25 protein-coding genes and 1 pseudogene are annotated in these 23,913 nt (G+C 72.7%); 11 read left to right on the top strand and 15 right to left on the bottom strand.

Annotated features, from left to right (window positions below):
• A pseudogene (locus AB0M52_RS02290) lies at positions 1 to 125 on the top strand (class F sortase); the annotation flags it as partial.
• 27 nt (positions 126 to 152) lie between these two features.
• Here the strand turns inward: AB0M52_RS02290 and AB0M52_RS02285 are convergent.
• The 3 genes from AB0M52_RS02285 to AB0M52_RS02275 all read right to left on the bottom strand — a co-directional run bounded on the left by AB0M52_RS02285 (position 153) and on the right by AB0M52_RS02275 (position 2,330).
• The gene (locus AB0M52_RS02285; protein WP_363947734.1) at positions 153 to 464 is read right to left on the bottom strand and encodes an antibiotic biosynthesis monooxygenase; all 312 of its coding nucleotides are present in this window, start codon (positions 462 to 464) and stop codon (positions 153 to 155) included.
• A gap of 30 nt (positions 465 to 494) precedes the next feature.
• Positions 495 to 1,292, bottom strand: a complete 798-nt coding sequence (locus AB0M52_RS02280; protein ID WP_363947731.1) for an exodeoxyribonuclease III — start codon at positions 1,290 to 1,292, stop codon at positions 495 to 497.
• A gap of 120 nt (positions 1,293 to 1,412) precedes the next feature.
• The gene (locus AB0M52_RS02275) at positions 1,413 to 2,330 is read right to left on the bottom strand and encodes a PAC2 family protein (RefSeq protein ID WP_363947729.1); all 918 of its coding nucleotides are present in this window, start codon (positions 2,328 to 2,330) and stop codon (positions 1,413 to 1,415) included.
• A 190-nt stretch (positions 2,331 to 2,520) separates the two neighbouring features.
• Between AB0M52_RS02275 and AB0M52_RS02270 the strand changes: the two genes are divergently transcribed.
• Positions 2,521 to 3,267 carry an EcsC family protein gene (locus AB0M52_RS02270; RefSeq protein ID WP_363947726.1) on the top strand — a complete coding sequence of 249 codons (747 nt, stop codon included), beginning with the start codon at positions 2,521 to 2,523 and terminating at the stop codon, positions 3,265 to 3,267.
• Positions 3,268 to 3,279: 12 nt separating this feature from the next.
• Here AB0M52_RS02270 and AB0M52_RS02265 read toward each other — a convergent pair whose 3' ends face one another.
• Together AB0M52_RS02265 and AB0M52_RS02260 are read right to left on the bottom strand one after the other, a co-directional pair.
• Positions 3,280 to 4,131, bottom strand: a complete 852-nt coding sequence (locus tag AB0M52_RS02265) for a GDSL-type esterase/lipase family protein (RefSeq protein WP_363947724.1) — start codon at positions 4,129 to 4,131, stop codon at positions 3,280 to 3,282.
• Between the two features lie 111 nt (positions 4,132 to 4,242).
• Complete coding sequence (locus AB0M52_RS02260) at positions 4,243 to 4,845, bottom strand: antibiotic biosynthesis monooxygenase (RefSeq protein ID WP_363947721.1); 603 nt, start codon at positions 4,843 to 4,845, stop codon at positions 4,243 to 4,245.
• A gap of 140 nt (positions 4,846 to 4,985) precedes the next feature.
• Here AB0M52_RS02260 and AB0M52_RS02255 point away from each other — a divergent pair, with 140 nt between their 5' ends.
• Positions 4,986 to 5,249 (top strand): DUF6343 family protein, encoded by a 264-nt coding sequence (locus tag AB0M52_RS02255; protein WP_363947719.1) that lies wholly within the window; start codon positions 4,986 to 4,988, stop codon positions 5,247 to 5,249.
• Between the two features lie 14 nt (positions 5,250 to 5,263).
• A complete protein-coding gene (locus AB0M52_RS02250) occupies positions 5,264 to 6,676 on the top strand; it encodes an NADP-dependent succinic semialdehyde dehydrogenase (protein ID WP_363947716.1) in 1,413 nt (470 codons plus the stop codon).
• 6 nt (positions 6,677 to 6,682) lie between these two features.
• On the opposite strand, the gene AB0M52_RS02245 is transcribed toward AB0M52_RS02250, so the two are convergent.
• The 3 genes from AB0M52_RS02245 to AB0M52_RS02235 all read right to left on the bottom strand — a co-directional run bounded on the left by AB0M52_RS02245 (position 6,683) and on the right by AB0M52_RS02235 (position 10,898).
• Positions 6,683 to 7,216: a GNAT family N-acetyltransferase gene (locus AB0M52_RS02245; protein WP_363947713.1), complete on the bottom strand. Its 534-nt coding sequence runs from the start codon at positions 7,214 to 7,216 to the stop codon at positions 6,683 to 6,685.
• A 69-nt stretch (positions 7,217 to 7,285) separates the two neighbouring features.
• The gene (locus AB0M52_RS02240) at positions 7,286 to 8,161 is read right to left on the bottom strand and encodes an alpha/beta hydrolase (RefSeq protein WP_363947710.1); all 876 of its coding nucleotides are present in this window, start codon (positions 8,159 to 8,161) and stop codon (positions 7,286 to 7,288) included.
• Positions 8,162 to 8,285: 124 nt separating this feature from the next.
• On the bottom strand, positions 8,286 to 10,898 hold the full coding sequence (locus AB0M52_RS02235) for a glycoside hydrolase family 9 protein (RefSeq protein WP_363947707.1): 2,613 nt from the start codon (positions 10,896 to 10,898) through the stop codon (positions 8,286 to 8,288).
• Between the two features lie 218 nt (positions 10,899 to 11,116).
• On the opposite strand from AB0M52_RS02235, the gene AB0M52_RS02230 reads away from it, so the two are divergent.
• Positions 11,117 to 11,845 (top strand): protein phosphatase 2C domain-containing protein, encoded by a 729-nt coding sequence (locus AB0M52_RS02230; RefSeq protein WP_363947705.1) that lies wholly within the window; start codon positions 11,117 to 11,119, stop codon positions 11,843 to 11,845.
• Positions 11,846 to 11,849: 4 nt separating this feature from the next.
• Here AB0M52_RS02230 and hrpB read toward each other — a convergent pair whose 3' ends face one another.
• The 3 genes from hrpB to AB0M52_RS02215 form a co-directional block, all read right to left on the bottom strand.
• Positions 11,850 to 14,387, bottom strand: a complete 2,538-nt coding sequence (hrpB, locus tag AB0M52_RS02225; protein WP_363947742.1) for an ATP-dependent helicase HrpB — start codon at positions 14,385 to 14,387, stop codon at positions 11,850 to 11,852.
• Positions 14,388 to 14,484: 97 nt separating this feature from the next.
• Positions 14,485 to 14,685, bottom strand: a complete 201-nt coding sequence (locus tag AB0M52_RS02220) for a DUF397 domain-containing protein (protein ID WP_363947702.1) — start codon at positions 14,683 to 14,685, stop codon at positions 14,485 to 14,487.
• Between the two features lie 43 nt (positions 14,686 to 14,728).
• Positions 14,729 to 15,574 (bottom strand): helix-turn-helix transcriptional regulator, encoded by an 846-nt coding sequence (locus AB0M52_RS02215; RefSeq protein WP_363947699.1) that lies wholly within the window; start codon positions 15,572 to 15,574, stop codon positions 14,729 to 14,731.
• Between the two features lie 143 nt (positions 15,575 to 15,717).
• Between AB0M52_RS02215 and AB0M52_RS02210 the strand changes: the two genes are divergently transcribed.
• From AB0M52_RS02210 to AB0M52_RS02200, 3 genes are read left to right on the top strand one after another with little or no spacing between them, the layout of a single operon-like run.
• On the top strand, positions 15,718 to 16,344 hold the full coding sequence (locus AB0M52_RS02210; protein WP_363947696.1) for a GPP34 family phosphoprotein: 627 nt from the start codon (positions 15,718 to 15,720) through the stop codon (positions 16,342 to 16,344).
• Between the two features lie 41 nt (positions 16,345 to 16,385).
• A complete protein-coding gene (locus AB0M52_RS02205) occupies positions 16,386 to 17,912 on the top strand; it encodes an APC family permease (RefSeq protein ID WP_363947694.1) in 1,527 nt (508 codons plus the stop codon).
• Positions 17,909 to 18,502, top strand: coding sequence for a GNAT family N-acetyltransferase (locus AB0M52_RS02200; protein WP_363947691.1), 594 nt, complete (start codon positions 17,909 to 17,911; stop codon positions 18,500 to 18,502). Before AB0M52_RS02205 ends, AB0M52_RS02200 begins: the two co-directional genes overlap by 4 nt.
• A gap of 70 nt (positions 18,503 to 18,572) precedes the next feature.
• Here the strand turns inward: AB0M52_RS02200 and AB0M52_RS02195 are convergent, their stop codons facing one another.
• Positions 18,573 to 19,397: a SigB/SigF/SigG family RNA polymerase sigma factor gene (locus AB0M52_RS02195; RefSeq protein WP_363947688.1), complete on the bottom strand. Its 825-nt coding sequence runs from the start codon at positions 19,395 to 19,397 to the stop codon at positions 18,573 to 18,575.
• Between the two features lie 393 nt (positions 19,398 to 19,790).
• Between AB0M52_RS02195 and AB0M52_RS02190 the strand changes: the two genes are divergently transcribed.
• A complete protein-coding gene (locus AB0M52_RS02190) occupies positions 19,791 to 20,534 on the top strand; it encodes a hypothetical protein (protein ID WP_363947686.1) in 744 nt (247 codons plus the stop codon).
• A 178-nt stretch (positions 20,535 to 20,712) separates the two neighbouring features.
• Positions 20,713 to 20,841: a hypothetical protein gene (locus AB0M52_RS02185; protein ID WP_267900724.1), complete on the top strand. Its 129-nt coding sequence runs from the start codon at positions 20,713 to 20,715 to the stop codon at positions 20,839 to 20,841.
• A 62-nt stretch (positions 20,842 to 20,903) separates the two neighbouring features.
• On the opposite strand, the gene AB0M52_RS02180 is transcribed toward AB0M52_RS02185, so the two are convergent.
• Both AB0M52_RS02180 and AB0M52_RS02175 read right to left on the bottom strand, forming a co-directional pair.
• A complete protein-coding gene (locus AB0M52_RS02180) occupies positions 20,904 to 21,890 on the bottom strand; it encodes a pirin family protein (RefSeq protein ID WP_363947683.1) in 987 nt (328 codons plus the stop codon).
• A 10-nt stretch (positions 21,891 to 21,900) separates the two neighbouring features.
• Positions 21,901 to 22,395, bottom strand: coding sequence for a MarR family transcriptional regulator (locus AB0M52_RS02175; protein WP_363947680.1), 495 nt, complete (start codon positions 22,393 to 22,395; stop codon positions 21,901 to 21,903).
• 184 nt (positions 22,396 to 22,579) lie between these two features.
• Here AB0M52_RS02175 and AB0M52_RS02170 point away from each other — a divergent pair, with 184 nt between their 5' ends.
• Positions 22,580 to 23,101: a GNAT family protein gene (locus AB0M52_RS02170; RefSeq protein WP_363947678.1), complete on the top strand. Its 522-nt coding sequence runs from the start codon at positions 22,580 to 22,582 to the stop codon at positions 23,099 to 23,101.
• Between the two features lie 93 nt (positions 23,102 to 23,194).
• On the opposite strand, the gene AB0M52_RS02165 is transcribed toward AB0M52_RS02170, so the two are convergent.
• The gene (locus AB0M52_RS02165; protein WP_363947675.1) at positions 23,195 to 23,782 is read right to left on the bottom strand and encodes a general stress protein; all 588 of its coding nucleotides are present in this window, start codon (positions 23,780 to 23,782) and stop codon (positions 23,195 to 23,197) included.
• Positions 23,783 to 23,913: the final 131 nt, after the last annotated feature.

Raw genomic sequence — 23,913 nt, 5'->3', positions numbered from 1 at the left:
ACGGTCACGAGGGCCCGGCCGGCCTGCGGCTGATCACCTGCGGCGGCCAATGGATCGGCGGCCGCACCGGCTACGCCGACAACGTGATCGTCTTCGCCACCCACACCACCACCCGCACCCCCTGACCGACCTTTCGCCGCCGGGCGGTGGGGTCAGGGGACCTGCTGGACCACCTCGAATTCGAGCAGGGTGGCGCCGGAGGCGACCGGGGGGCGCTGCTCGGCGCCGGGCGGGGCGGCGTGGGCGGCTCGGGCGGGGCCGGCGGCCCAGTCCTGGTACGCCTGCTCGCTCTCCCAGCGGGTGTACACGAAGTAGCGGTTCTCGCCGGCCACTGGGCGCAGCAGCTCGAAACCGAGGAACCCGGGGGAGTTCTCCACGGCGCGGGCTCGGGCGGCGAACCGCTTCTCCAGTTCCTCGCCGGCGCCGGGCGGGACGTCGATCGCGTTGATCTTCACGACAGCCATGGCTCCACCCTAACGACGTCGGCGGGTCGGTCAGAACGACTCGACCACCGGGATCAGATCGGCGTCGACCACGATCGGGGCGTGGTCCGACGGGCCCTTGCCCTTGCGGGCCTCCCGGTCCACGTACGCCGTGCGGACCGCGCGGGCCACCGGCGCCGAGGCGTACACCAGGTCGATCCGCATGCCCTTGTTCTGGTGGAACATCCCGGCCCGGTAGTCCCAGTAGGTGAACGGGTGTGGTCCCTTCATCGGGGTGGGCACCACGTCGGTGAGGCCGAGGTCGCGCAGCGCGGCGAGGGCCGCCCGCTCGGCCGGGGTGACGTGCGTGGAGGTCGCGAACAGCGCCGGGTCCCACACGTCGGCGTCGGTCGGGGCGACGTTGAAGTCGCCGCAGACGGCCAGGGCCGGTCCGCCGGTCAGTTCGGCGTCCAGCGCGTCCCGCAGCGCCGCCAGCCAGGCCAGCTTGTACGCGTAGTGCGGGTCCTCGGGGGTACGGCCGTTCGGCACGTACACCGACCAGACCCGCAGGCCCTCGCAGGTGGCCGCGATGGCCCGGGCCTCCGGCTCGGGGAACCCGGGTTCGCCGGGGAAGCCGACCGTGACGTCGGCCAGGCCGACCCGGGACAGGATGGCCACCCCGTTCCACCGTCCGTCGCTGTGGCTGGCCACCGTGTACCCCAGCTCGCCCACCTCGGCCACCGGGAAGGCGCCGTCGGGGCACTTGGTCTCCTGCAGGCAGACCACGTCTGGCCCGGTGCCGGCCAGCCAGTCGAGCAGCCGGGGCAGGCGGGCCTTCACCGAGTTCACGTTCCAGGTCGCCAGGCGCATGCTGCCAGCCTGCCGCATCCCAGCCCGGTCCGCGTGCCGCCGCACGGCGCGACGGGGTGCGGTGTTAACAAGGGGCCCCTGCTATGCACCAGGCGTTAACAAGGGGCCCCTCCTTGCATCTCAGGGGGTGTCGTTGTTGGGGCGGGTCTGCTCGGCGAGGAACCGCTCCAGCTCGGCGCCGAGTTCCTCCGCCGTGGGCAGCGGGCCGCTCTCCGCGGCGAGCAGGTTCTGGCCGCTGCGGCCGCGGGCGTACGCGTCGTACTGCTCCTCGAGGGCCAGGACCAGCGCGGCGGCCTCGTCGTTCTGCGCGACCTGACGGTCGATCTCCACCCGGATCACCTCGGCGGACGAACGCAGCCCGTCACGGGGCAGCAGCAGCCCGGTGCTGCGGGACACGGAGGCCAGCAGCACCTCGGCGGCGGCCGGGTACTCGGCCTGCGCCACGTAGTGCGGCACGTGTGCCGCGAAGCCCAGCGCGTCGCGGCCGGCTTCGCCCAGGCGGAACTCCAGCAGATGGCCCACGCTGCCGGGGACCTGGACCCGTTGCAGCCACGGTTCGTAACCGGCAATCAGGTCGCGCCGGGTGGCGTGCGCGGTCACCCCGGTCGGGCGGGTGTGCGGCACCGCCATCGGGATCGAGTTGAGCCCGACGGTGAGCCGTACGTCCAGCCGGGCGGCGAGCCCGGCGACGGCGGCCACGAACCGCTCCCACTGCAGATCCGGCTCGGGCCCGGTGAGCAGCAGAAACGATGTCTCGTCGTCGTCGTGCAGCAGGTGCAGCTCCAGCGCCGGCGCGTCGTAGCTCTCCCAGTGGTCCTCCACGAAGGTCATCACCGGGCGACGGGAGCGGTAGTCGAACAGCTGGTCCAGGTCGAAGCGGGCGATCGGACGGGACTCCAGCGACGTGAACAGCTGTTCGCGGGCCAGCCGGCTCGCGTTACCGGCGTCGACGAAACCGGTGAGCGCCTGGATCATGACCGGTTGTCCGAGGTCGGGCAGATCGTCGGTGAGTTCGTATAGCTCGTGTGGGTCGAGCACCGGTGCGGCCTCCCTGGATGTGCGTAACGGGTCGCCGGGTTGACGGCGGCCCCGATCGCCAGAACGTACCCGCCATCCTGATGCATTCCTGCCGCGCCGGGCCGGCCGGCCCGGTACCGGTGCGTACCGGTACCGGGAAGGGCGTTGCCGCGTCGGGGTACACATGGAGCAGCGCCAGCGAAGGAGACGGATGAGCGAACCCACCGCCGCCGACGGTCAGCCCGTCACCCCTGCCTCGCCCGGACCCACGCCGACCGGCGAGGCCACCGAGGCACTGCCGGCCACGCTCTGGGACCGGATGCGCCGGGATCCGCAGTACGCTGCCGAGCACCTCGCGGTCGAAGCGGTACGTCGGCTCGGGCCGGAGGCGGCGCAGTGGGCCCGGCAGGCCCGCGCCGAGCAACCCGACGCGACCGCCGAGAACCTCGCCGAGCAGGCGGTACGCCGGTTCGTGAACCGGGCCCGGCTCTCCGGTGCCGTGTCCGGCGCCGCCGGGCTGCCGGGCGCGGTGATCGACGTGGGGGTGCTGGCCTGGACCCAGGCCCGGATGGTGCTGCACATCGCCGCCGCGTACGGGGTGGACCCGGTGCACCCCGACCGGGCCGCCGATCTGCTGGTCCTGCAGCGGGTGCACAAGGTCGCCGCGAGCGCCCGGCTGGCGCTGGGGGTCGCGGCCGGCCGGGAGCGGGCCGGCGCGTTGTTCGGCGGCGGTGGGCAGGCGCCACTGGGCCGGGTGATGCTGCGGCTCGGCGTCCGGCTCGCCCAGATGGCCGGGGTACGCGCGGCGAAGCGGGTCTTCGCCAAGGTTGTCCCCGGCGCGGCGATTATCCTGGGCACCTGGGCGAACTCCTCGGCGACCAGGAACCTCGCCGAGCGATCCCGGGCCCTCTACCGCCAGCACGGCAACCCCCGTATCCCGGCGCCCCGCCGCCCCTGACCGGCGGTCCGCTCAGTCGGCGTAGCCGGAGGAGCGCCAGGTCACGTCGGCGAGGCGGGACTGGCCGGCGGTGTTGGGGTGGAAGTAGTCCAGGGCGTTGACCAGGTCCAGGTCGAACCGGACCCGGTGCACGGCGCCCCCGTCGTACCGGCAGCGGGAGCCGTACGCCCGGCAGGCGGCCGACAGTTGACTGTTGTAGGCGTCGATCCGTTCCCGGAACGCCGCCCGGCGGGCCCGGTCGTCCGGCGCGTCGGAGGCCGGCTCGGCCAGCAGCGCCGGGCAGACGCCACGCCGCCAGGCCCGCACCGCACGCGGGTCGTCGTGGCCGACCTGCCACAGCCGGTACAGGTCGGGGATGCTGACGACCAGGACGCGGGCCTTCGGGCGGCCCTCGCGCAGCACCCGCAGCCCCCGGTCGACCTCGGCCCGGAACTCGGCCACCGGGGTCATCGCGTCGATGGTGCCCCGGCAGGCGTCGTTGGCGCCGATCAGCACGGTCACGTAGTCGGCGCGGTCGCGTACCGCCGCCTCGGCCTGGCCGGGCAGCGCCGCGGCCCGGGCTCCCGGGCGGGCGTGGTTGTACGCCTTGTCGCGCAGCGCCGGGTTGCGGTCGAGTAGCCGGCGGTAGTGGCTGTCGACCCGCAGCCCGTCCCCGGTCGACCAGGAGTTGCGTTCGCACGAGGTCAGCACCAGGCAGGAGCCGAACCCGGAGGTGATCGAGTCGCCGAGCGCCGCGACCACCTTGGGGGTGCCGGGCGGTGGTGTGCCGCGGGTCGGCCGGGGTGCCGCCTCGCCGCCCGCGTCGCAGGCCAGCGCGACCAGTGCGAGCAGGCTGACGACGGCGGTGGTCCAGCGTCCAGGCATGACTTCCCCAGCCTCACAGCGCAGAGCGACGGCATCGTGACTCTACGCGTGGGTTGGTTGATGGTCACGCGCTGTTGTCGGGGATGCGGCAGAGGGCTGTCGTGGCGTCGGTCAGCGTGATATGCGCCAGGGCGCCCGCTGCCCGTGCAGCCACCATTGCAGGACCCGGGTGATCCGGGGCAGCACCAGGTACGTCATCAGCGGGGTCAGGGTGAGCGTCATGACCAGCACCCGCGCCGGGGTGGGCAGGCCCGGCAGGAGCCGCCCGGTCAGCAGGGTGGCGGTCAGGCTGAGCGGGAAGAACGCCAGCCAGATGGTGACCGCCTGCTTCCAGCGCGGCGGCGACGGCGGTACGGTCGGCGCCGCGTCGAGCCGCTCGACGATCTCCTCGCGCGGCGGGTCGAACCAGCCCTCGATGCCGGTCCGCCGCTCGATCCGGGTGTGCTCGACGATGCCCTGCGCCGAGGTCAGCCACCAGTGTCGTTGCGGCGACTCCTCCCAGCGACGCAGCGTGTCCTGGTCCGCGAAGCGGTAGAGCATGTGCCACTCGCCCGACCCCGGGGCGCTGCGTACCCACCCGGCGCCGAGGAAACCCGGGAACGCCTCGGCCAGCGCCGTGCCGGCCCGCATCCACGCCACCATCTCGTCGGTGCGGGCGGGGTCGGCGCGTCGGGCGACGGCGACGGTCACCGGCGCTGCGTGGCTCACGGTCATGCCCTCCATGTTCCCCGCCGGTGGCCGGATAGGCCGGCTCAGAAGGGGTCGATGTAACGCAACGCACCACCCGCGTGCCGTGGGGCGATCCGGGCCCGGCGTCGACGGTTATCCCCGACGCCTCGGGGTAGGTGGGGGTGATGACGAGATCACAGCCCCGGCGTGCCCGCGGCACGGTCGGTCACGCCTACAGCGCGCTGAATCTGAGGCTCGTGCTGGCCAGCTTCGGGCTCGTCATCATGACCGTGTTCGCGGTGCTGGCGTTCCGCGCCGCGCTGGTCTGGCTGGGCGTCGTCTGCGTCGTCTTCGCGGTGGTCGCCGTCGTCGACCTGGCCGTCATCCAACGTCGCCGCGCCGCCCGCCGCCGGGAGGAGCCCGGCGTGCGGCACTCGCTCTTCGAGTGACGGGAGTAGCCCTCATGACCATCGCCACCACCAACCCCGTCAACGGGCAGGTGCTCAAGACGTACGGGGCGATGTCCGACGAGCAGATCGACGGCGCGATCGAACGGGCCGACCTGGCGCATCGACAGCTGCGCGGGACCACGATCGAGCAGCGGGGACGGTGGCTGAACGCGGCGGCCGACCTGCTGGAGGCGGAGCGGGACGAGATCGCCCGACTGATGACTACCGAGATGGGCAAGACGTTCGCCGCGTCCAAGGCCGAGGTCACCAAGTGCGCCGCCGCCTGCCGCTTCTACGCCGCCCACGCGGCGGAGTTCCTCGCCGACCAGCCGGCGGACGCCCGAGCGGTCTCCGCCACCCGGGCGTTCGTCCGCTACCAGCCGATCGGGCCGGTGCTCGCCGTGATGCCCTGGAACTTCCCGCTCTGGCAGGTCATCCGCTTCGCCGCGCCGGCGTTGATGGCCGGCAACACCGGGCTGCTCAAGCACGCCTCCAACGTGCCGCAGACCGCACTGCTGCTGGAGGACGTGTTCCGCCGCGCCGGGTTCCCCGAGGGTGCGTTCACCACCCTGCTGGTCGGCTCCGACGCGGTGGACCGGATCCTGCGCGACCCGCGGGTACGCGCCGCCACGCTGACCGGCAGCGAGGCCGCCGGCCGGTCGATCGCCCAGATCGCCGGCCGGGAGCTGAAGAAGACCGTGCTGGAACTGGGTGGCAGCGACCCGTTCGTGGTGATGCCCTCCGCCGACGTGGAACTGGCCGCCGAGGTGGCCACCACCGCCCGCTGCCAGAACAACGGCCAGTCCTGCATCGCGGCCAAGCGGTTCATCGTGCACGCCGACCTCTACGAAGCCTTCGCCGAGGCTTTCGCGCACCGGATGTCGGCACTGCGCGTAGGCGACCCGATGGACGACAGCACCGACGTCGGGCCGCTGGCCACCGAGCGGGGTCGCGCCGAGGTCGACGCCCAGGTGTGCGACGCGGTCGACAAGGGAGCCTCGGTGCTGTGCGGCGGGGACAAGCCGGCCGGCGAGGGCTGGTTCTACCCGCCGACGGTGGTGACCGACCTGGCCCCGGGGATGCGGATGTGGGCCGAGGAGGTGTTCGGGCCGGTCGCCGGGCTGTACCGGGTCTCGTCGTACGACGAGGCGATCGAGCTGGCCAACGGCACCGCGTACGGCCTCGGGGCGAACGCCTGGACGCGCGACCCGCAGGAGCAGGAGCGCTTCGCCACCGACCTGGCGGCGGGGGCCGTTTTCATCAACGGCATGACCACGTCCTACCCGGAGCTGCCGTTCGGCGGGGTGAAGAACTCCGGCTACGGCCGGGAACTGTCGGCCCAGGGCATGCACGAGTTCTGCAACGTCAAGACGGTCTGGGTCGGCGAGGGCGTGGCCTCGGCCGGCGCCGGCGCCCACGCCGAGTAGCCGCGCTCAGTCCAGCCGCCGGACGAGGACCTGCCCCGGCCAGGGCGGGCGGCCCGGACGCTCCACCGTGAACGGGTCGGTGGCGGTGAAATCCTGCCGCTCGTACCAGCGCACCAGCGCGCCGTCGTCGCCCGCGTAGCAGTCCACCCGGAGCAGCCCCACGCCGCGCTCCCGGGCCAACTCGGCGGCGTGCGCCAGCAGCCGGCCGCCGATTCCCGCCCCGGCGTGCGTCCGGCCGGTGACCAGCAGGTTCACGTACAGCTCGGGCTCGGTCGCCGGCGGCACGTACTCCGTCGCCGCGCCGACCACCAGCGCACCGACCGGCCGGTCCGCGGTCTGCGCCAACCAGAGTCCGCCGCCGCTGGCCCACGCGTCGGCCTGGGCGATGCGGCGCGGATCGGTCGAGGCCGGCTCGGTGCCCCACTGGCCGGTGCGGCCCCGCGCCACCAGCCAGGCGGTGGCGTCGTCGAGCAGCCGCAGCACCGCCGGCGCGTCCGCCGGCCCACCCGGACGCAGCCGGAAAGTCGGTTGGTCGGTCATGGCCGCCATGCTGCTACACCGAGGATGCCGGCGGCCCGGCGAGGGTGCCGACCGGCATGCCGCTTCCCGCTACCGCAGGAAGTCCAGCAGCTGTCGGGCGGTCTCCTCGGGAGCCTCTTCGGGAATGAAGTGGCCGACCGGCACCGGGCCGCCGCGAACGTCGTCGGCCCACTCTCGCCAGATGGCAAGGGGATCTTCGTAGAGTTGCGCGACGGAACCGCGCTGGCTCCAGAGGAAGAGCACCGGGCAGGCGATCTTCCGCTTGCCGCGGTCCGCTTCGTCCTGTTGGAAGTCCACGGTCGCGGCGGCCCGGAATTCCTCGCAGATCGCGTGGACGGTGGCCGGGTCGCGGAACTTTTCCAGGTAGGCGGCGCGCACCTTGGCCGGGAAGGCGTCCTTCACCTCCGGCCACTGGTCGAGCATGAAGTTGACCAGTACCTCCGGCGCGGCGCCGATGAACTGCTCCGGCACTGGCTCCGGCGCGGCCAGGAACGACCAGACCCAGTACGAGCGACTGAACCTGCGGTCGGCGCGGCGCCAGGCATCGCCGCTCGGGATGACATCCATCACCGCCAGGCGGATGACGGCGTCGGGCTCGTCGAGCGCTAGCCGGTAGGCGCACCGTGCCCCGCGGTCGTGGCCGACGACCCGGAACTGGTGGTGGCCGAGCGCCCGCATGAGTTCGACCTGGTCCCGAGCCGTCGCCCGCATGCTGTAGGGCTCGTGGTCGGCAGTGCTGGGTGGCTTCGCGCTGTCACCGTAGCCGCGCAGGTCGGTGGCGACCACCGTGTAGTGCTCGGCGAGGTGGGGTGCCACCCGGTGCCACATGAGGTGCGTTTCCGGAATGCCGTGGAGGAGGAGCACCGGCGGTCCGCTGCCACCGCGGCGTCCGTGAATCGTCGCGCCCGAGGTGGGGATGTCGAATTCCTCGAAACCGTCGAACATGCGTCGTGGCCCCCGTTCCGCATCCGCGATCGACGCTATCAGCGGGCCGGGGGACAGTCCGGAGTTCCGTACTGCCGGGGAGGCCCGGGTGGGCGCCGGTCGCCGACGGCGCCCACCCGGGGGATCAGGAGACGGCGCAGGCAGCGCCGTTGACCGTGATCAGGGCCGGGGACGGGTTGGCGCCGCCGGCGGTGGTGGCGTTGAAGCCGAACATCGCCGTGCCGCCCGGGGCGATCCGGGCGTTGTACGACTCGTTCTTCGCGGTCACCGTGGCACCGGACTGCGTCACGTTCGCCATCCACGCCTCGCGCACCTTCGCGTCACCGGTGAACGCGAACCGGGCGGTCCAACCGTTCAGGGTGGTCGTGCCGGTGTTGCGGATGGTCACCTGAGCGGTGAAGCCGGTGCCGCCGTGCCAGAAGCCGTAGTTGGTGTAGGTCACCGCGCAGGTTGGCGGCGGGACCGCCCGGGCGTCGCCCTGGTCGGCCAGGAACGAGGCGATCCAGGCCAGCGCCGAGTTCCAGTTGATCGCCACCTCGTTGGTCGAGTACGAGTTGATGTCGTCGACGAAGCAGAACATCGGCGCGCAGCCGGCGAGCAGTTGCTGCACGAACGGGTCCTGCAGGTCGGCGTTCGGGCCGCCGGCCAGCGACCCGGCGGGCGGCTTCGGCAGGCTCGGGTCGAGTTGGTGGCCGAAGATCCGGCTGTGCTGGTTCTCCGCCGCGTGCTCGCCCCACCCGGTCACGTACGAGATGTTCAGCGCGTTACGGCCGAGGAGGTAGTCCATCGCCTGCACGGCCCCGTCCCGGTACTTCGCGGCACCGGTCAGGTCGAAGGCGGTGGCCAGCACGATCGCGTTGTTGATCACGTTGCTGTTGCCGCCCCAGAAGTAGCTGCCGGCGTCGCCGGGCATCGGCAGCCCGTACGCCTGGCGGCGGATCTCGGCGAGGTAGCCGTCGGCGGCGGCGGTGACCGAGGCCCGGATGCGGGTCAGCTCGGCGGCCGGCAGCCCGTTGGGCACGGTCGCCAGGTCCAGCCGGCCCAGCGCGGCGACGCTCTGCCAGCCGAAGCCACGGGCGTCGAACACGTTGCCGGTGTGGTGCGGCGAGGCGGTCAGGTCGGTCAGGTAGCTGCGCTCGCCGGTGGTCAGGTACAGCTCGACGGCCGCCCAGTAGAACTCGTCGGTGACGTTGCTGTCGTCGTACGCACCGCCGCCGTTGCTGTCTGCCCCGCTGGCGTACCGGTTGGGGTTGGCCTTGGCCGCGGCGTACGCGGTCTTCGCCGCGGTGCCGCAGCGCTGCGCGAACGCCGTGTCGTACGGGGCGAACAGTCGGGCGCACTGGGCGGCGACGGCGGCCAGGTTCAGGGTGGCGGCGGTGGACGGCGGGTGCAGCTCCCGAGGCTCCGGGTCGTCCTCGGGTTGCAGCGGCAGCCCGGTCCAGTTCCGGTCGTGGATCTTGTGGTGGGCCATTCCGGCCAGCGGCTTGCCGGCCGGTACCTGCATGCGCAGCAGGAACTCCAGCTCCCAGCGGGCCTCGTCGAGGATGTCCGGCACCCCGTTGTCGCGTTCGGGCACCCGCAGGGTGCCGTCGGCCAGGGCGGCGCCGTGTCCGGCGGTGGCGGCGTTCTTGGTCCGCTCGAAGGTGCTCAGCAACTGGTAGGTGGCGATGCCGCCGTTGACCACGTACTTGCCGTGGTCGCCCGCGTCGTACCAACCGCCGCGCACGTCGAGGCGGTAGTCGCAGACGCCGGCCTGGCAGGGCACGTCGGTGTCGCCCTGGTTGGGGGCGACGCCCAGGTGTCCGGCCGGCCGGGCGTACTCGGCGCCGACCAGACTGCCGTCGATGGCGATGCCGCTGCGCTGGATGTAGAAGAACTGCAACGCGTCCGAGCGGAGCTGGTCGTAGAGCGTGCCGGAGATGTCGAACGGGTGGCTGACCTCGCCGTCCACGGCCAGTGTCAGCCCCCGACCCGGCGTGCGGTGCGCCGAGAAGTCGACCGAGTGCACGTTCTGCGCCGAGGCCGGGTCGGCCCCGCGCGGGGTGGTGGTGCCGCTGGCGAGCACGGTGCCGGAGGCGGCGCGCAGCTGCCAGGGCAGGGCCGTGGTCGCCTCGGTGACCACGGTGGCGTTCTTCGGCCCGGCGGGCAGGTAGCCGACCTGGTTGACGCGGACCGCCGGGCCGGTGTCCGGCACGTACGGCTCGGGCGGGTTGCCGCCGCGCAGCGAGACGTTGTCCAGGCAGACGGTCTGCTCCGCGGCGCTGCCGCCGACCTGGAAGATCAGCTGGGCGCGGGAGTCGTCGCTGGGCGCGACGAAGGTCCGCTCGATGCGCTGCTGGGCCGGCGTGGCGGCGGCGTTGACGGAGAAGTAGCCGGTGTAGGGGGCGTTGCCGAGTTGCAGCACGGCGTTGACCGAGCTGCCGGGGGTCGCGGTGACATCGAAGCTGAGGGTGTACTCGGCGCCGGCGATCAGCGGGACGCCGTCCTGGCCGATGCCGGCGTCCCAGGGGTTGGCCAGCCCACCGGGGACGGTGGTGCAGAGCTGGCCGTCGGTCACCCCGAGCGGGCCGGTGCCGTAGGAGAACCAGGGTGACACGCCGGCGCTGAAGTCGCCGTTGGTGATCTGTTCGGGGGCGTCGGCCGGGGGATCGGCGTGGGCCGGGCCGGCGGAAGCGCCGGCCAGCGCCACGGTGGTCGCCGCGGCGAGCACCGCGAGACGACGTCGGGATGGCGTCACGGGGGAGTCCTTCCGACGAGCGGGACGGGACGTGCGTGGTGGTGGGGATTCTGGGAGCGCTCCCAGATATCGGGCATGTTTCCAGGCACGGCGGACCCTGTCAATCGATCCCGTCCGATGGGGATCGGGGTCCTCCGGCAGTGAGATTCGCCGCGCCACGCCCAGCCGTCCTGATCTCCTAGAGACAATCGCGCCCTTCGCCTGGCAGGCTGCGTGCCATGACCCTGAAGCTGCGTTCCGCCGGGACGAGCGACCGTGGGCTGATCCGCAGCGGGAACCAGGATGCCCTGCACGCCGGCACCTGGCTGGTCGCCGTCGCCGACGGCATGGGTGGCATGGCCGCGGGCGACCTGGCCAGCGCCATCGCCATCGAGGCGGTGGCGCCGCTGGACCTGGCGACCCCGGAGGACGCTCTGGTCGCCGCGCTGCAGAGTGGCATCCAGCTGGCCACCACCCGGATTCGTGAGGCGGTCACCGAGGACCCGCAGCGGCAGGGGATGGGCACCACGCTGACCGCGTTGCTGTTCGCGCGTACCGGCAGCTGCCTGGCACTGGCCCACGTGGGCGACTCCCGGGCGTACCTGTTCCGCGAGAACGTGCTCAAGCAGATCACCCGCGACGACACCTTCGTGCAGATGCTCGTCGACCAGGGCCTGATCACCCCCGACCAGGCCGGCAGCCACCCCCGCCGGGCCGTGGTCACCCAGGCGTTGCAGGGCGACGAGGTCTCCCCGACGTACGCGACGATGCTGCCCCGGGCCGGCGACCGCTGGCTGCTGTGCAGCGACGGGCTGTCCAACGTCGTCCGCGCCGACACCCTCGCCGAAGTGCTGGCCGACCACCCGGACCGGGAAGCGTGCGCGCGGCGGCTGATCGACCTGGCGCTGCGCGCCGGCGGCCCGGACAACATCACCGTGGTCGTCGCCGACGTGGTCGACGAGGACTGACGCCTCAGCGCCGGCGCGCGGCCTGCCGGGTGGGCGTGGCCGTGGTCGGATCCTCCGGCCAGGGATGGCGCGGGTAGCGCCCGCGCAGCTCGGCCCGGACCTGCCGATAGCCCGAGCGCCAGAACGACGCCAGGTCGGCGGTGACCGCCACCGGCCGGCCCGCCGGGGAGAGCAGGTGCAGCAGCACCGGCACCCGGCCGCCCGCGACGTGCGGCGCGTCCGTCCAGCCGAAGGTCTCCTGGAGCCGGACCGCGAGCACCGGCGCGGCCGGGTCGGCGTAGTCCACCCTGATCCGGGAACCGCTGGGCACGGTGATCCGTTCCGGGGCCAGCTCGTCCAGCCGCCCGGCCAGCGGCCACGGCACCTGGCGGCGCAGCGCCCCGGCCACGTCGATCCGGGCCAGGTCGGCCCGGCGGCGGGCGGCGGCCAGCTCCGGGCCGAGCCAGTCCGCCGCACCGGCCAGCAGCGCCGCGTCGGAGACATCCGGCCAGTCGTCGCCGAGCGCGTGCCGGCAGAACGCCAGCCGCTCGCGCAGCGCCCGCGCCGCCGGGGTCCAGGTCAGCAGGTCGAGACCGGTGCTGCGCAGGCCGTCCAGCAGGGCCGCGGTGACCTCGTCTGGGTCGGGCCGGCGCAGCGGGCGCTCGACCAGCTCGATCGCGCCCAGCCGGACCACCTCCCGGGCCACCACGTCCGTACCCGACCAGCCGACCTCCCGGTCCGCGCGCAGCAGCGGCCCGCCGGCCTCGCGGGCGGTTGCCTCGTCAAGGCCGGCGGCGAGCCGGACCCGAGCGGTCGGCGCGCCGGGGGAGCGGTCGGCCACCGCCACGGCCAGCCAGTCGGCACCGGCCAGCGCCGACCCCGGTGCCAGCTCCGCCGCGGTCCCGCCGCTCATCAGGTACGCGGAGCCGCCGGGTCGCCGCGCCCGGGCCAGCCGCTCGGGGTACGCCAGCCCGACCAGCAGCCCGGCAGCGAGGTCATCGGGCAGCGGCACCGGTGCACCGGCCTCCGGCCCGGTACTCGTGCCCGGCGGCGGCGCGCCGGCCGGCAGGGCGGCGCGCAGCCGACGCGTCTCGGTGCGCCAGCGTGCGGTGGCGGCCGGGTCGGTGCCGGCGCGAAGCCGGCGCCAGGCGGCGGCGAGGTCGTCGCCCGGCCCGGCCACCGTCTCCTCGGCGAGCAGCGCCACCACCTCGGCGGCGCGCTCGGCGCCCACCCGGTCGGCTCCGTCGAGCAGCGCCCGGGCCAATCGGGGATGCGCTCCGGCGGCGGCGATCGCCCGGCCCCGCGCGGTGATCCGGCCGTCCGGGTCGAGCGCGCCCAGAGTGGACAGCGTCTCCCTGGCCACCGTCATCGCCGCCGCCGGGGGCGGGTCGGGCAGGGCGAGCCCGATGCCGTCGGGGGAACCCCAGGCGGCCAGCTCCAGGGCGAACCCGGTGAGGTCGGCGGTGGCGATCTCCGGCTCCGGCTGCGCCGGCAGCCGCTCGTGCGCGGCCTGCGACCAGCAGCGGTAGACGTGGCCGGGCGCCTCCCGGCCGGCCCGGCCGGCCCGCTGGGTGGCCGCGGCCCGGGACACCGGCACGGTGACCAGTGCGCCCAGCCCCCGAGCCAGGTCCAGTCTGGACACCCGGGACAGTCCGGCGTCCACCACTGTCCGCACGCCCGGCACGGTCACGCTGCTCTCCGCCACCGCCGTGGCCAGCACCACCCGCCGCCGTTGCCCCGCCCGCAGGGCGGCGTCCTGTTCGGTGCCGCCCTGACGGCCGTGCAACCGCAGCACGTCGACGTCGTCGCGCAGGTCGGCCAGCCGGCCGGCGATGGCGCCGATCTCGCCCACTCCGGGCAGGAAGACCAGCAGGTCGCCCTCGCGTTCCCGCAGGGCCCGCCGGACGGTGGCCGCGACGTGGTCCAGCAGGGCCCGGTCCACCGGCCCCGCGCCGGGCGGCGGCAGCGGCCGGGACGGCGGCGCCCAGACCCGGGTCACCGGGTGCAGCGCCGACGCCGCCCGGACGACCGGCGCGGGTGCCGCACCGCCGAGCAGGGCGGCGAAGCGATCCGCCTGCGGGGTCGCGGACATCGCCGCCAGCCACAGGTCCGGCCGCAGCGCGGCCCGGGACTCGACCGCGAAGGCGAGCGCGAGGTCGGCGTCGAGCTGCCGTTCGTGGCACTCGTCGAGCAGCACCGCGCCGACGCCGGCCAGTTCGGGGTCGTGGTGCAGCCGGCGGACCAGCAGCCCGGTGGTGACCACCTCGACCCGGGTCTGCGGGCCGGCCCGGCGCTCACCGCGCACCGCGTACCCGACCCGGTCGCCGACCCGTTCGCCGAGCAGGGCCGCCATCCGGCGAGCCGCCGCGCGGGCGGCCAGCCGGCGCGGTTCGGCGACGATCACCCGACCGTCGACCGCGTCGGCCACCGCGAGCGGGGCGAGGGTGGTCTTGCCGGTGCCCGGCGGGGCGACCAGGACGGCGGCGCCCACCGAGCGCAGTGCCGCCACCAACGACGGCAGCGCGGGTCGGACTGGCAGGTCGATGGGCACGTCGGAAAGCACGGCCCAGTCTCGCACCGGCCCTCGGCCACCAGTCGACGCGTCCCGTGCAGGCCTGCCGGGATCAGTTTGGTGTGTCCGGCGTCTGCCCGCCGGCGGATCAGCGGGTGCGGGCCTCGCCGAGGCCAGCGACGAAGGCGTTCCAGGCCGGCGGAGGGAAGGCCAGGATCGGCCCGTGGCGATCCTTGCTGTCGCGTACCGCGATCCGACCGTCGACGGTGGCGACCTCGACGCAGTTGCCGTTGCCCACACTGCGCCTACTGGTGCGCCACTCCGCCCGGGACAGGTCGAGCGCGGTCATCGCGATCCCTTCGTCGATACCGAGAGTGACCGCGCTGCAGCGGTCACGTAAAGTAGCGAGCAGCTTCTTTCAGGCGGACCAAAGACGCCGCCGGATCGAGCGCCAGCCGGCGCAGCTCCTCGTGCACAAGGCTATACGAGCGCACCTGTCCGGCCTCCTCCAGTGCCAGGCCTGTCGTGAGATTTTCCAGGTAGACCACGGCGGCGTCGGCCGCGTCGGCGAACGTGAGGATCACATACGGCGAGTTCATCGCGGGATGACCACCGGCCTCGAACGGAAGTACCTGCATGGTGACGTTCGGTAGATGAGCGACGGCCTCAAGGTGGGTGAGCTGCCCAGCCATGACGGCCCGGCCGCCTACGGGGCGTAGCAACACTGCCTCGTTCAACACGACCGACAGCTCCACTGGGGAGTCCTCGTTACGCAGCACGTCCTGCCGGCGCAGCCGGGCGGCCACCTTGCGATCCAGGTCGTCCTCGCCCGCCGTTCGCCGGTAGATCTCCCGGGCGTACGCCTCGGTCTGCAGCAGGCCGGGCACCGCCTCGGCCTCGTACGTGCGCAGGGTGGCCGCCTCGGCCTCCAGGCCGACGTAGAACTCGAACCACTCCGGCAGTACGTCGCTGTAGTGCTGCCACCAGCCGCGCTGCTGGGCGCCGCGGGCGATCTCGATGAGTGCCTCGGCGTCGTTGCCGGTCACCTGGTACAGCGCCAGCGCCGCGCGTACGTCGCGCGGCTTGATGCCGATCTGGGCGTTCTCGATGCGGGACAGGTTGCTCTTGGACATGTCCAGTTGCCGGGCGGCGACATCCAGGGTCATCCCGGCGCGTTCGCGCAACTGGCGCAGTTCCCGGGCGATGCGGCGGCGGCGGACGGTGGGGCTCGCGGTCACCGTCCGAGTCTGTCACGGCCAGATGCGCAGGTCGCGACTGCACGGAGTGCAACCGTGAAAAACGGGAGTTGCATTGCAGTTGCGGGAGGTGCATCCTTTCCCGGGTTAGCGATCACTAATGGACGGCCGGCCTGGGAGGACGTTTGCTCATCGCCGACGAGTTCTTCCTGATCGCACACAACGACACCCGGGGCAAGGCGAAGCTGCATCCGGCAGCGGCCGGCCTCGGTCTGGCCGGCGGGCTGCTCGGTGAGCTGATCCTCTATGGACACATCACCGTCACCTCGGGTCAGGTCACCGTGATCGACCGGCGTCCGCCGGCCGACGCGCTGGCGCACACCGTGCTGGACCAGCTGATCGGCGAGGCCCAGCACCAGGCGGTCCGGACCTGGCTGAGCTTCCTCGCCCAGACCGCGGTGACCTCGGTGGGGGAGCGGCTGGCCCGGGCCGGCGTGCTGCGCCGGCAGGAGAACCGGCGGCTGCTCCGGACCACCGTCACGTATCTGCCCATCGACCTCAACGTGGCCGCCTGGCCGGCCACCCGCCTGCGTGCGGTGCTGGAGCGGGCGGAGCCGCCCAGCGTGCCCGACGCGCTGCTGCTCGGCCTGGTCGCCGCCGCCGGATTGACCCGCGAGGTGTTGTGGAGCGCCGGCCCCCGCGCCCACCACCGGCTCAACCTGATCATCCCGGCTCTGCCGGCTCCGCTGAAGGAACTCGTGGCGCACACGGAGTCCGCCGTGGGTGCGGCCGTGCTGCGCGGCATCCCCTGACCCGGTAACCCCCTTCCCCCTCCCTCAAACCGGAGCAGTCCATGTCCTCGACAGCGACAACCGAACGACCAAGCAACGTCTCCGAGGCGCTGGCGCGTGGCCGGCTCGGCGTGCCCTCGGTCGTCTTCTTCGTCCTCTCCGCCGCGGCGCCGCTGACCGTGGTCGCCGGTGTGGTCACCACCGGCTACGGGGTCATCGGGGTGCTCGGCATCCCGCTGGCCTTCCTGGCGGTCGCCGCCGTGCTGGCCCTGTTCTCCGCCGGCTACGTGGCGATGGCCCGCCGGATGGCCAACGCCGGTGCCTTCTACGCGTACGTCACCCGTGGGCTGGGGCGCCCGGCCGGGGTGGGCACCGCGTGGGTCGCGTTGATCGCCTACAACGCCCTCCAGGTCGGGCTCTACGGTGCCATCGGCGCCGCGGCCGAGCCGGTGCTCGACCGGCTGTTCGGCATCCAGCCGCAGTGGTGGATCGTGGCGCTGGTGGCCTGGGCGCTGGTGGGGGTGCTCGGGTTGCTCCGGGTGGACATCAACGGGATGGTGCTGGCCGTACTGCTGTGCGCCGAGATCGCCGTCATCGTGGTGTTCGACCTCGCCCAACTGGGCAACCCGGCCGGCGGTAGCGTCAGCTTCGCCGCGTTCTCGCCGGACAACTTCTTCGTGCCGGGCGTCGGTGCGGTGCTGGTGCTGGCGATCCTCGGCTTCGTCGGCTTCGAGGCCTCGGTGGTGTTCAGCGAGGAGAGCAAGGACCCGAAGCGCACCGTGCCGATGGCCACCTACCTCTCCGTGGCGATCATCGCCGTGGTCTACGCGCTCTCCTCGTGGAGCATGACGGTGGCCGTCGGACCGGACCGCATCGTCGAGGAGGCCGGCACCCAGAGCGTCGCGCTGATCTTCAACCTGGCCGGGGCGCACCTCGGCGACACCGTCCTCACCATCGGCCAGGCACTTTTCCTGACCTCGGTGCTGGCCGCGATGATCTCGTTCCACAACACCACCGCGCGGTACACGTTCGCGCTGGGCCGGGAGCGGGTGCTGCCGGCGGTGTTCGGGCGGACCTCGCCGATGACCGGTGCGCCGCGGGCCGCCTCGCTGGCGCAGAGCGTGCTCGGCCTGTTGGTGATCCTGCTGTACGCAGTCAACGGCTGGGATCCGGTCCTGCAGCTGTTCTTCTGGCTCGGCACCAGTGGCGGCTTCGGGGTGCTGCTGATGATCGCCACCACCGCGGTCGCGATCATCGCGTACTTCGCCCGCAGCGGCGAGCAGGAGACGTTGTGGCGGCGGCTGATCGCCCCGGGGATCGCCGCGATCGCGCTGACCGCGATCATCGTGCTGGCGGTGCAGAACTTCGCCAACCTGCTCGGGGTCGAGCCCGACTCGCCGCTGCGCTGGCTCTTCCCGGCGGTCTACCCGGTGGCGGCGCTGCTCGGCGCGTTGTGGGGGGTGGCGTTGCGGCGCAATCGGCCCGACACGTACGCCCGGATCGGCCTCGGCGCGGAGAGTGCCACGGCGGTCGTCGCACCTCCCTCGGGCGCCGGGCCGCTGTCGACCAGCGCGGAGGTGCGGCGGTGACCCAGCCGACGATCACGCAGCTCGGCCTGGAGGACGCCCGGTGGGTGGCCGAGCGGATCGCCGAGTCGTTCATGGTGCTGGACGCCACCCGGTGGCTGGTGTCGGACGACGCCAAGCGGGAAGCGGTGATGGCCGGCAACTTCGAGATCATCGTGGCGCATGCCCTGCGGCACGGTCTGGTGTTCGGCGCCGAGGACCGGGCCGGGGTGGCGGTCTGGCTGCCGTCGGTCGGTGAACCGCTGCCGCCGCCGGAGGACTACGACGCCCGGCTGGCCGCCGCGTGCGGGGAGTGGACGCCGCGCTTCGTCCACCTCGACGAGCTGTTCGCCGCGAACCACCCGCACGAGGATCATCATCATCTGGCGCTGCTGGCGGTCCAGCCGGATCGCCAGGGCCAGGGCATCGGCACGGCGCTGCTGCGTCACCACCACGCCTGGCTGGACGCCAACGGGGTACCGGGATACCTGGAGGCGAGCAGCGAGATCAGCCGGTCCCTGTACGCGCGGCACGGCTACCGGGGGTCCGAGCCGTTCCGGCTGCCCGACGGAACGCCGTTCTGGCCGATGTGGCGGGAGCCGGTCGCCGGCTGAGGCGGCGCAGGCACAGGGCCTGAAGGTGGCCGGGTCCTCAGGACCCGGCCACCTCGCCGCTACCCCCTACCTAGTACGTCCCGTCGAGCTGCCCCCGCAGCTTGGTCAGTGCCCGGGCCAGCAGCCGGGACACGTGCATCTGTGACACGCCGATCTGCTCGGCGATCTGCGACTGCGTCAGGTTGCCGTAGAACCGCAGCGTCAGGATCTTCTGCTCGCGTTCGTCCAGCGTGGCCAGTGCCGGGCCCAGTGCCACCCGCAACTCGGCCAGCTCGAACTCGCCGTCCTCGCCGCCGAGCATGTCGCCGAGTTCGGTCGCCCGCTCGCCGTCGCCGGTCGGGGTGGACAGCGACACGGCGTTGTAGGCGCGGGCGCCCTCCAGGCCCTCCAGGACCTCTTCCTCGGTGATCTTGAGGTGGGCGGCGATGTCGGCCACCGTCGGCGAGCGACCCAGGGTCTGCAGCAGCGAGCTGTTGGCGTCGGAGATGGCCAGCCGCAGTTCCTGCAACCGTCGGGGGACGCGAATGTCCCAGGTCCGGTCGCGGAAGTGCCGCTTGAGCTCGCCGATGATCGTGGGGATCGCGTAGCCGGCGAAGTCGACGCCCCGGGAGGGGTCGAACTTGTCGATGGCCTTGATGAGGCCGACGGCCGCGGTCTGGGCGAGGTCGTCGGTGGGCTCGCCGCGACCGCTGTAGCGGTGGGCGAGGTGGTTGGCCAGCGGCAGCCAGGCCTCGATCGCGCGGTCCCGCAGTGCGGCGCGGGACGGGTGCCCGGCGGGTAGCGCGGCCATCGCGTTCAACAGGTCGGTGGCGCTGTCGGAGAGCGACCTCGGATCGAGCTTCGGGGCCGCGGTCGCCGGTGTGGTCGCCGGCGCGCTGATCGTTGGCGCGGTCATGGTGGTCCTCCCTGCACCTCGTCCGCGGATCAAGACGTGACGCTTTGGTGTAGTGCAATTAGTCCGTTCGGGAGTCACCTTAGCCCGATCGTCTCCCTAAAATCTAGCCGAAAGGACGATGTACTTAAGTTATTTATCGCATGGAAAGCCGCGAAAGCGGTCATCGCGCCGACATGGTCAAGGGCGTCCGGAGTCTGGTTCGCAGTGCCGCTGGCCGGTTTGGACAAGGCCTGGATGGCCGCCCGCCCCACGTTGTCCGGCCGGATGGGCGCGGCGTCCGGCCGACCGGCTGATGTGCCGGGCGAGGTCGCTGATCGACTGTCGCCTTTCCGTCGTTGTCCCGTCGATGGGACTGCGCCTAGCGTCGCGGGTACAGCCCTGATCGGAGGTGCCGTGCTCGACCCTGCCGTTCCCCAGCTCGTCGTGAACTGCCGGACGCTGTACTTCAGCTGGCTGCCGGCGGATCCGGACGCGGTGGCGGCGCTGGTCCCGGCCGGGCTGCGGCCGCACCCGGACCGGCAGGTCTTCATGAACCAGTACGTGGTGGACGACGAGAGCCAGACCTCCGGCTTCGGTTCGTACTCGCTGACCTACCTCGGGGTGACCCTCGCCGGCATGGACGCTCCAGACGGGGTGACTCCGGGTGGCTGGTGGACCCACTACGTCACCTCCAGCGACCGGGTCCGCAACTACGCCCTCGCCCGGGGCGCCCCCACGCTGGCCGGCCACACCACGATCACCGCACACGGCGACACCCTGGTCACCGGGACCGGCATCGACGGCGCCCCGATGATCCGGGCCCGGGTCCGCGTCGGCGAGACGGGGCACGCCATGCGCAACGGCCACCACCGGTACCTCACCGCGCTGCACGGTCAGCTGGTCAGCAGCATCTATCCGGTGGTCACCGAACCGGTCAGCTCCTTCGAGATCGAATCGGTGGAGTTCCTCGACCCCGACCACCCGATCTACGCGTTGCGGCCGGAGAATCCACTGACCATCGCCTGGGGCTACTACTCCCCGCGTTCCTCCTTCGCGTACCCGGGCGGCCTGACCGTGCTCGGCGAGCTGGAGCCCGCGCCGGCCACGGAGCCGCAGCGGTCGGCCGTCAGGGTCGTGGACCACCCGGTAGCCCGCTGACGTCCGCTCCGCCGGGGAGCTGCCCGGGTTTCGTGAAATCCGTGGCTCGGCGAGGTTTCCGCTGGTCGAGATGGGTAACACAGACACCGGGTTGGCACACGTTCCGATGCGGTGAGACCACAGCGTTCGACGTTCCCGCCTTCCCGATCCCCTAGCCGATCAGCGAGGAGGCTCCACCATGCCCGGCGAGACGACGAACTTCGTGACCGAGCGCCGTGAACAGGCGGTGGAGGGTGAGCGAGGGGCGCTGTTGGCCGTATTGGTGATGGTCATCCTCGGCGTGGCCGGCATATTCGCCGTCTCCTGAGGTGCCCGTGGGGGCGCCCCGGTCGCACCGGGGCGCCCCCACACGTGAGGCCGTCGCGCCGATCAGGGGCGCGGGCCCTGACCGTCGGTGTGCGGCAGCCGCTTCGCCGGGATCACCCCGAGCCGACCGGCCTGGAAGTCCTCGAACGCCTGGATCAGTTCGTCCCGGGTGTTCATCACGAATGGACCGTAGTGCGCCACCGGCTCCCGGATCGGCTGGCCGCCCATGATGTAGAGCTCCAAGGCGGGGGTGTGGCTGTCCTGGCGGGCGTCGGCCGCGAAGCGCAGGGCGTCGCCCGGCCCGTGCACGGCGAGCTGACCGGTGTGCACCGGGCGCTGATCCTTGCCGACCGTGCCACGGCCGGCCAGCACGTAGACCAGGGCGTTGAAGTCCGGCTGCCAGGGCAGGTCGACCTGCGCCCCGGGCTCGACCGTCACGTGGGTGACGGCGATCGGGGTGTGCGTGGCACCCGGCCCCTGGTGCCCGGCGATCTCGCCGGCGATCACCCGGATCAGCGCGCCGCCGTCGGGCGTGGTGAGCAGCGCCGCCTGGTTGCCGCGGATGTCCTGGTACTTCGGCGGGTTCATCTTGGCCGCCTTGGGCAGGTTGACCCACAGCTGCGTGCCGTGGAACAGGCCACCGCTGACCACCAGATGCTCCGGCGGTGCCTCGATGTGCAGCAGGCCGCTGCCGGCCGTCATCCACTGGGTGTCGCCGTTGGTGATCGTGCCCCCGCCGCCGTGGCTGTCCTGGTGGTCGAAGATCCCGTCGATGATGTAGGTGACGGTCTCGAAGCCCCGGTGCGGATGCCACGAGGTGCCCTTCGGCTCGCCGGGGGCGTAGTCGACCTCGCCCATCTGGTCCAGATGGATGAACGGGTCCAGCTCACTCATCGGCACCCCGGCGAAGGCCCGGCGCACCGGGAAGCCCTCGCCCTCGTAGCCGCTGGGCGCGGTGGTCAGCCGGCGGACCGGCCGGAACGTGGTGGACTCGTCGAGCCGCGGCAGCCGGGGCAGGACGAGGACGTTGTCGACGGTGATGGCGGGCATCGGGGCTCCTTCAACTGTCACTGGGGGCGGTGGCGAGGGCGGCGTTGGTGTCGTCGACCCCCTGCAGCCGCCGACCGAGCCGGGTGAAGATCATGGTCAGGCAGGCGACCTCGGCGTCGTCGAGGTCGTCCATCAGGTGTGTGCGTACCGAGTGCAGGTGGTGCGGTGCGGCCTCGCGCAGGGCCAGCAGCCCGGCGGCGGTGAGCACCGCCTCGTTGCCCCGCCCGTCCTCCGGACAGGGCTGCCGGGCGACCAGGCCGCGTCGCTGCATGGACGAGACCTGGTACGTCAGTCGGCTGGGCGAGAAGACCAACCGGCCGGCCAGCTCGCCCATCCGCAGTCGTTGCCCCGGTGCCTCGGAGAGCAGCACCAGCACGTGGTAGTCGGCGAAGCTCAGCCCGCTGGCGACGCGCAGATCCTCCTCCAGTCGGGTGAACAACCGCTGGCTGGCCTCGATGTAGGCCCGCCAGGCGGTCAGGCGGGCGCTGTCCAGGCTCTCGGTCATGCGCTCATGGTAGCACTGTATTCAAAATTTGAACAACGACTCGATGGTCCAGCTCACAGGCGGCTCCTGACAGTGTCCGGGGCCGATGATGAAGCTTTGAAGGATGTGCACCGGTCGGGCTGGGGAACCGGCGCGGTGCGCGGCCGGAGCCGAGCCTGGACGGGCTGTGCCAGACTTTCCCGTCGTGGAACTCACCGGCCCCGGCCTGCTGTTGCGCCCCTGGCGGGACGCGGACGCCCCCGCCGTGCTCGACGCGTCCCACGATCCGGCGATCGCCCAGTGGAATCCGCAGGGCGACGCGCTCGACCTCCAGGCGGCCCGGCGCTGGGTGTGGCGGCGTGCCGACTGGTCGGGCGGCGGCCACGTCTCGCTGGCGGTGGTCGACCCGGCCGACGTGGACACGCTGCTCGGTTCGGTGTCGCTGCACCGGATCCAAGAGGGCGACGCCTCGATCGGCTACTGGACGGTGCCCGCCGCCCGGGGCCGCGGGCTCGCCTCGGCGGCGGTCGTCCGGCTCACGGCGTGGGCGTTCGTCGAACTCCGGCTGGACCGGATCGAACTGTGCCACGCGGTGGCCAACCCGGCCTCCTGTCGGGTCGCCGAGCGGGCCGGCTACCTGGCCGAGGGCACCCTGCGGCAGTCGCACCGGTACGGCGACGGCCGCCGTTACGACGAGCACCTGCACGCCCGTCTCGCCACCGACTGAACGTCTGCCCCGCACCGGTCGGCCTCGCCTTGCCCGAGACGTGCGGCAACGGGCGGCCCCGCCTGGCGGGACCGCCCGTGGGGCTGCGGCGGGTCAGGCCGCGGTCTGCGGCGTACGGCCGCCGAGGTGCAGCCGGCCCAGTAGTTGACGGGCCTGTTCGGCCACGTCCGCGTCCACGATCACCGCGTACTGACTGGCGCGCAGCGAACTGGCGGAGGTGAAGTCCCGCCGACCGCCCGTCATCGCGTGCGCGATGGCGCCGAAGACCGCGCCCCAGACGGCACCGATGACCAGGCCGGCCAGGATCACCGCGACCCAGTTCGCGATGGTGAAGATGCCGAACAGCAGGCCGATGAACAGACCGAACCAGGCACCCGTACCGGCACCGATCAGGGCCGCGCGCCCGGTGGTCATCCGGCCCAGCACGGTTTCCACCAGGGTCAGGTTCGTGCCGACGATGGCGGTCCGTTCCACCGGGAACCGGTTGTCCGCCAGATAGTCCACCAGCCGCTGAGCCGACGGATAGTCCGGGTACGAACCGATCGTCACGGTCGGTGGGCCGGCCTGCGGGCCGTGCCCGTCACCACTGGGTGCCGCGGTTCGACCGCCGGGGCCCGACGGGAGGGTGCCGCCGCCCGTCACGCCCGGCTGCCAGGCCGAGGGACTCGACTGTGTGGTCATGGGTCTCCTCCTTCGTCGGTGATCGCGTTCCCGCCGCACGGCGGCGATAACGCGCCCACCGCATCCCGAGCCGATCGACGGTCACCTCGCGCTCACCCGACCCGGCCGCCCCGCGAGCCGCGCCCGTCACC

It is taken from the genome of Micromonospora sp. NPDC051296 (assembly GCF_040682255.1).
Classification (GTDB): domain Bacteria; phylum Actinomycetota; class Actinomycetes; order Mycobacteriales; family Micromonosporaceae; genus Micromonospora; species Micromonospora craterilacus.
Note: the sequence above shows the minus strand (reverse complement) of the source record. Positions and strands in the feature narration are given on the sequence as shown.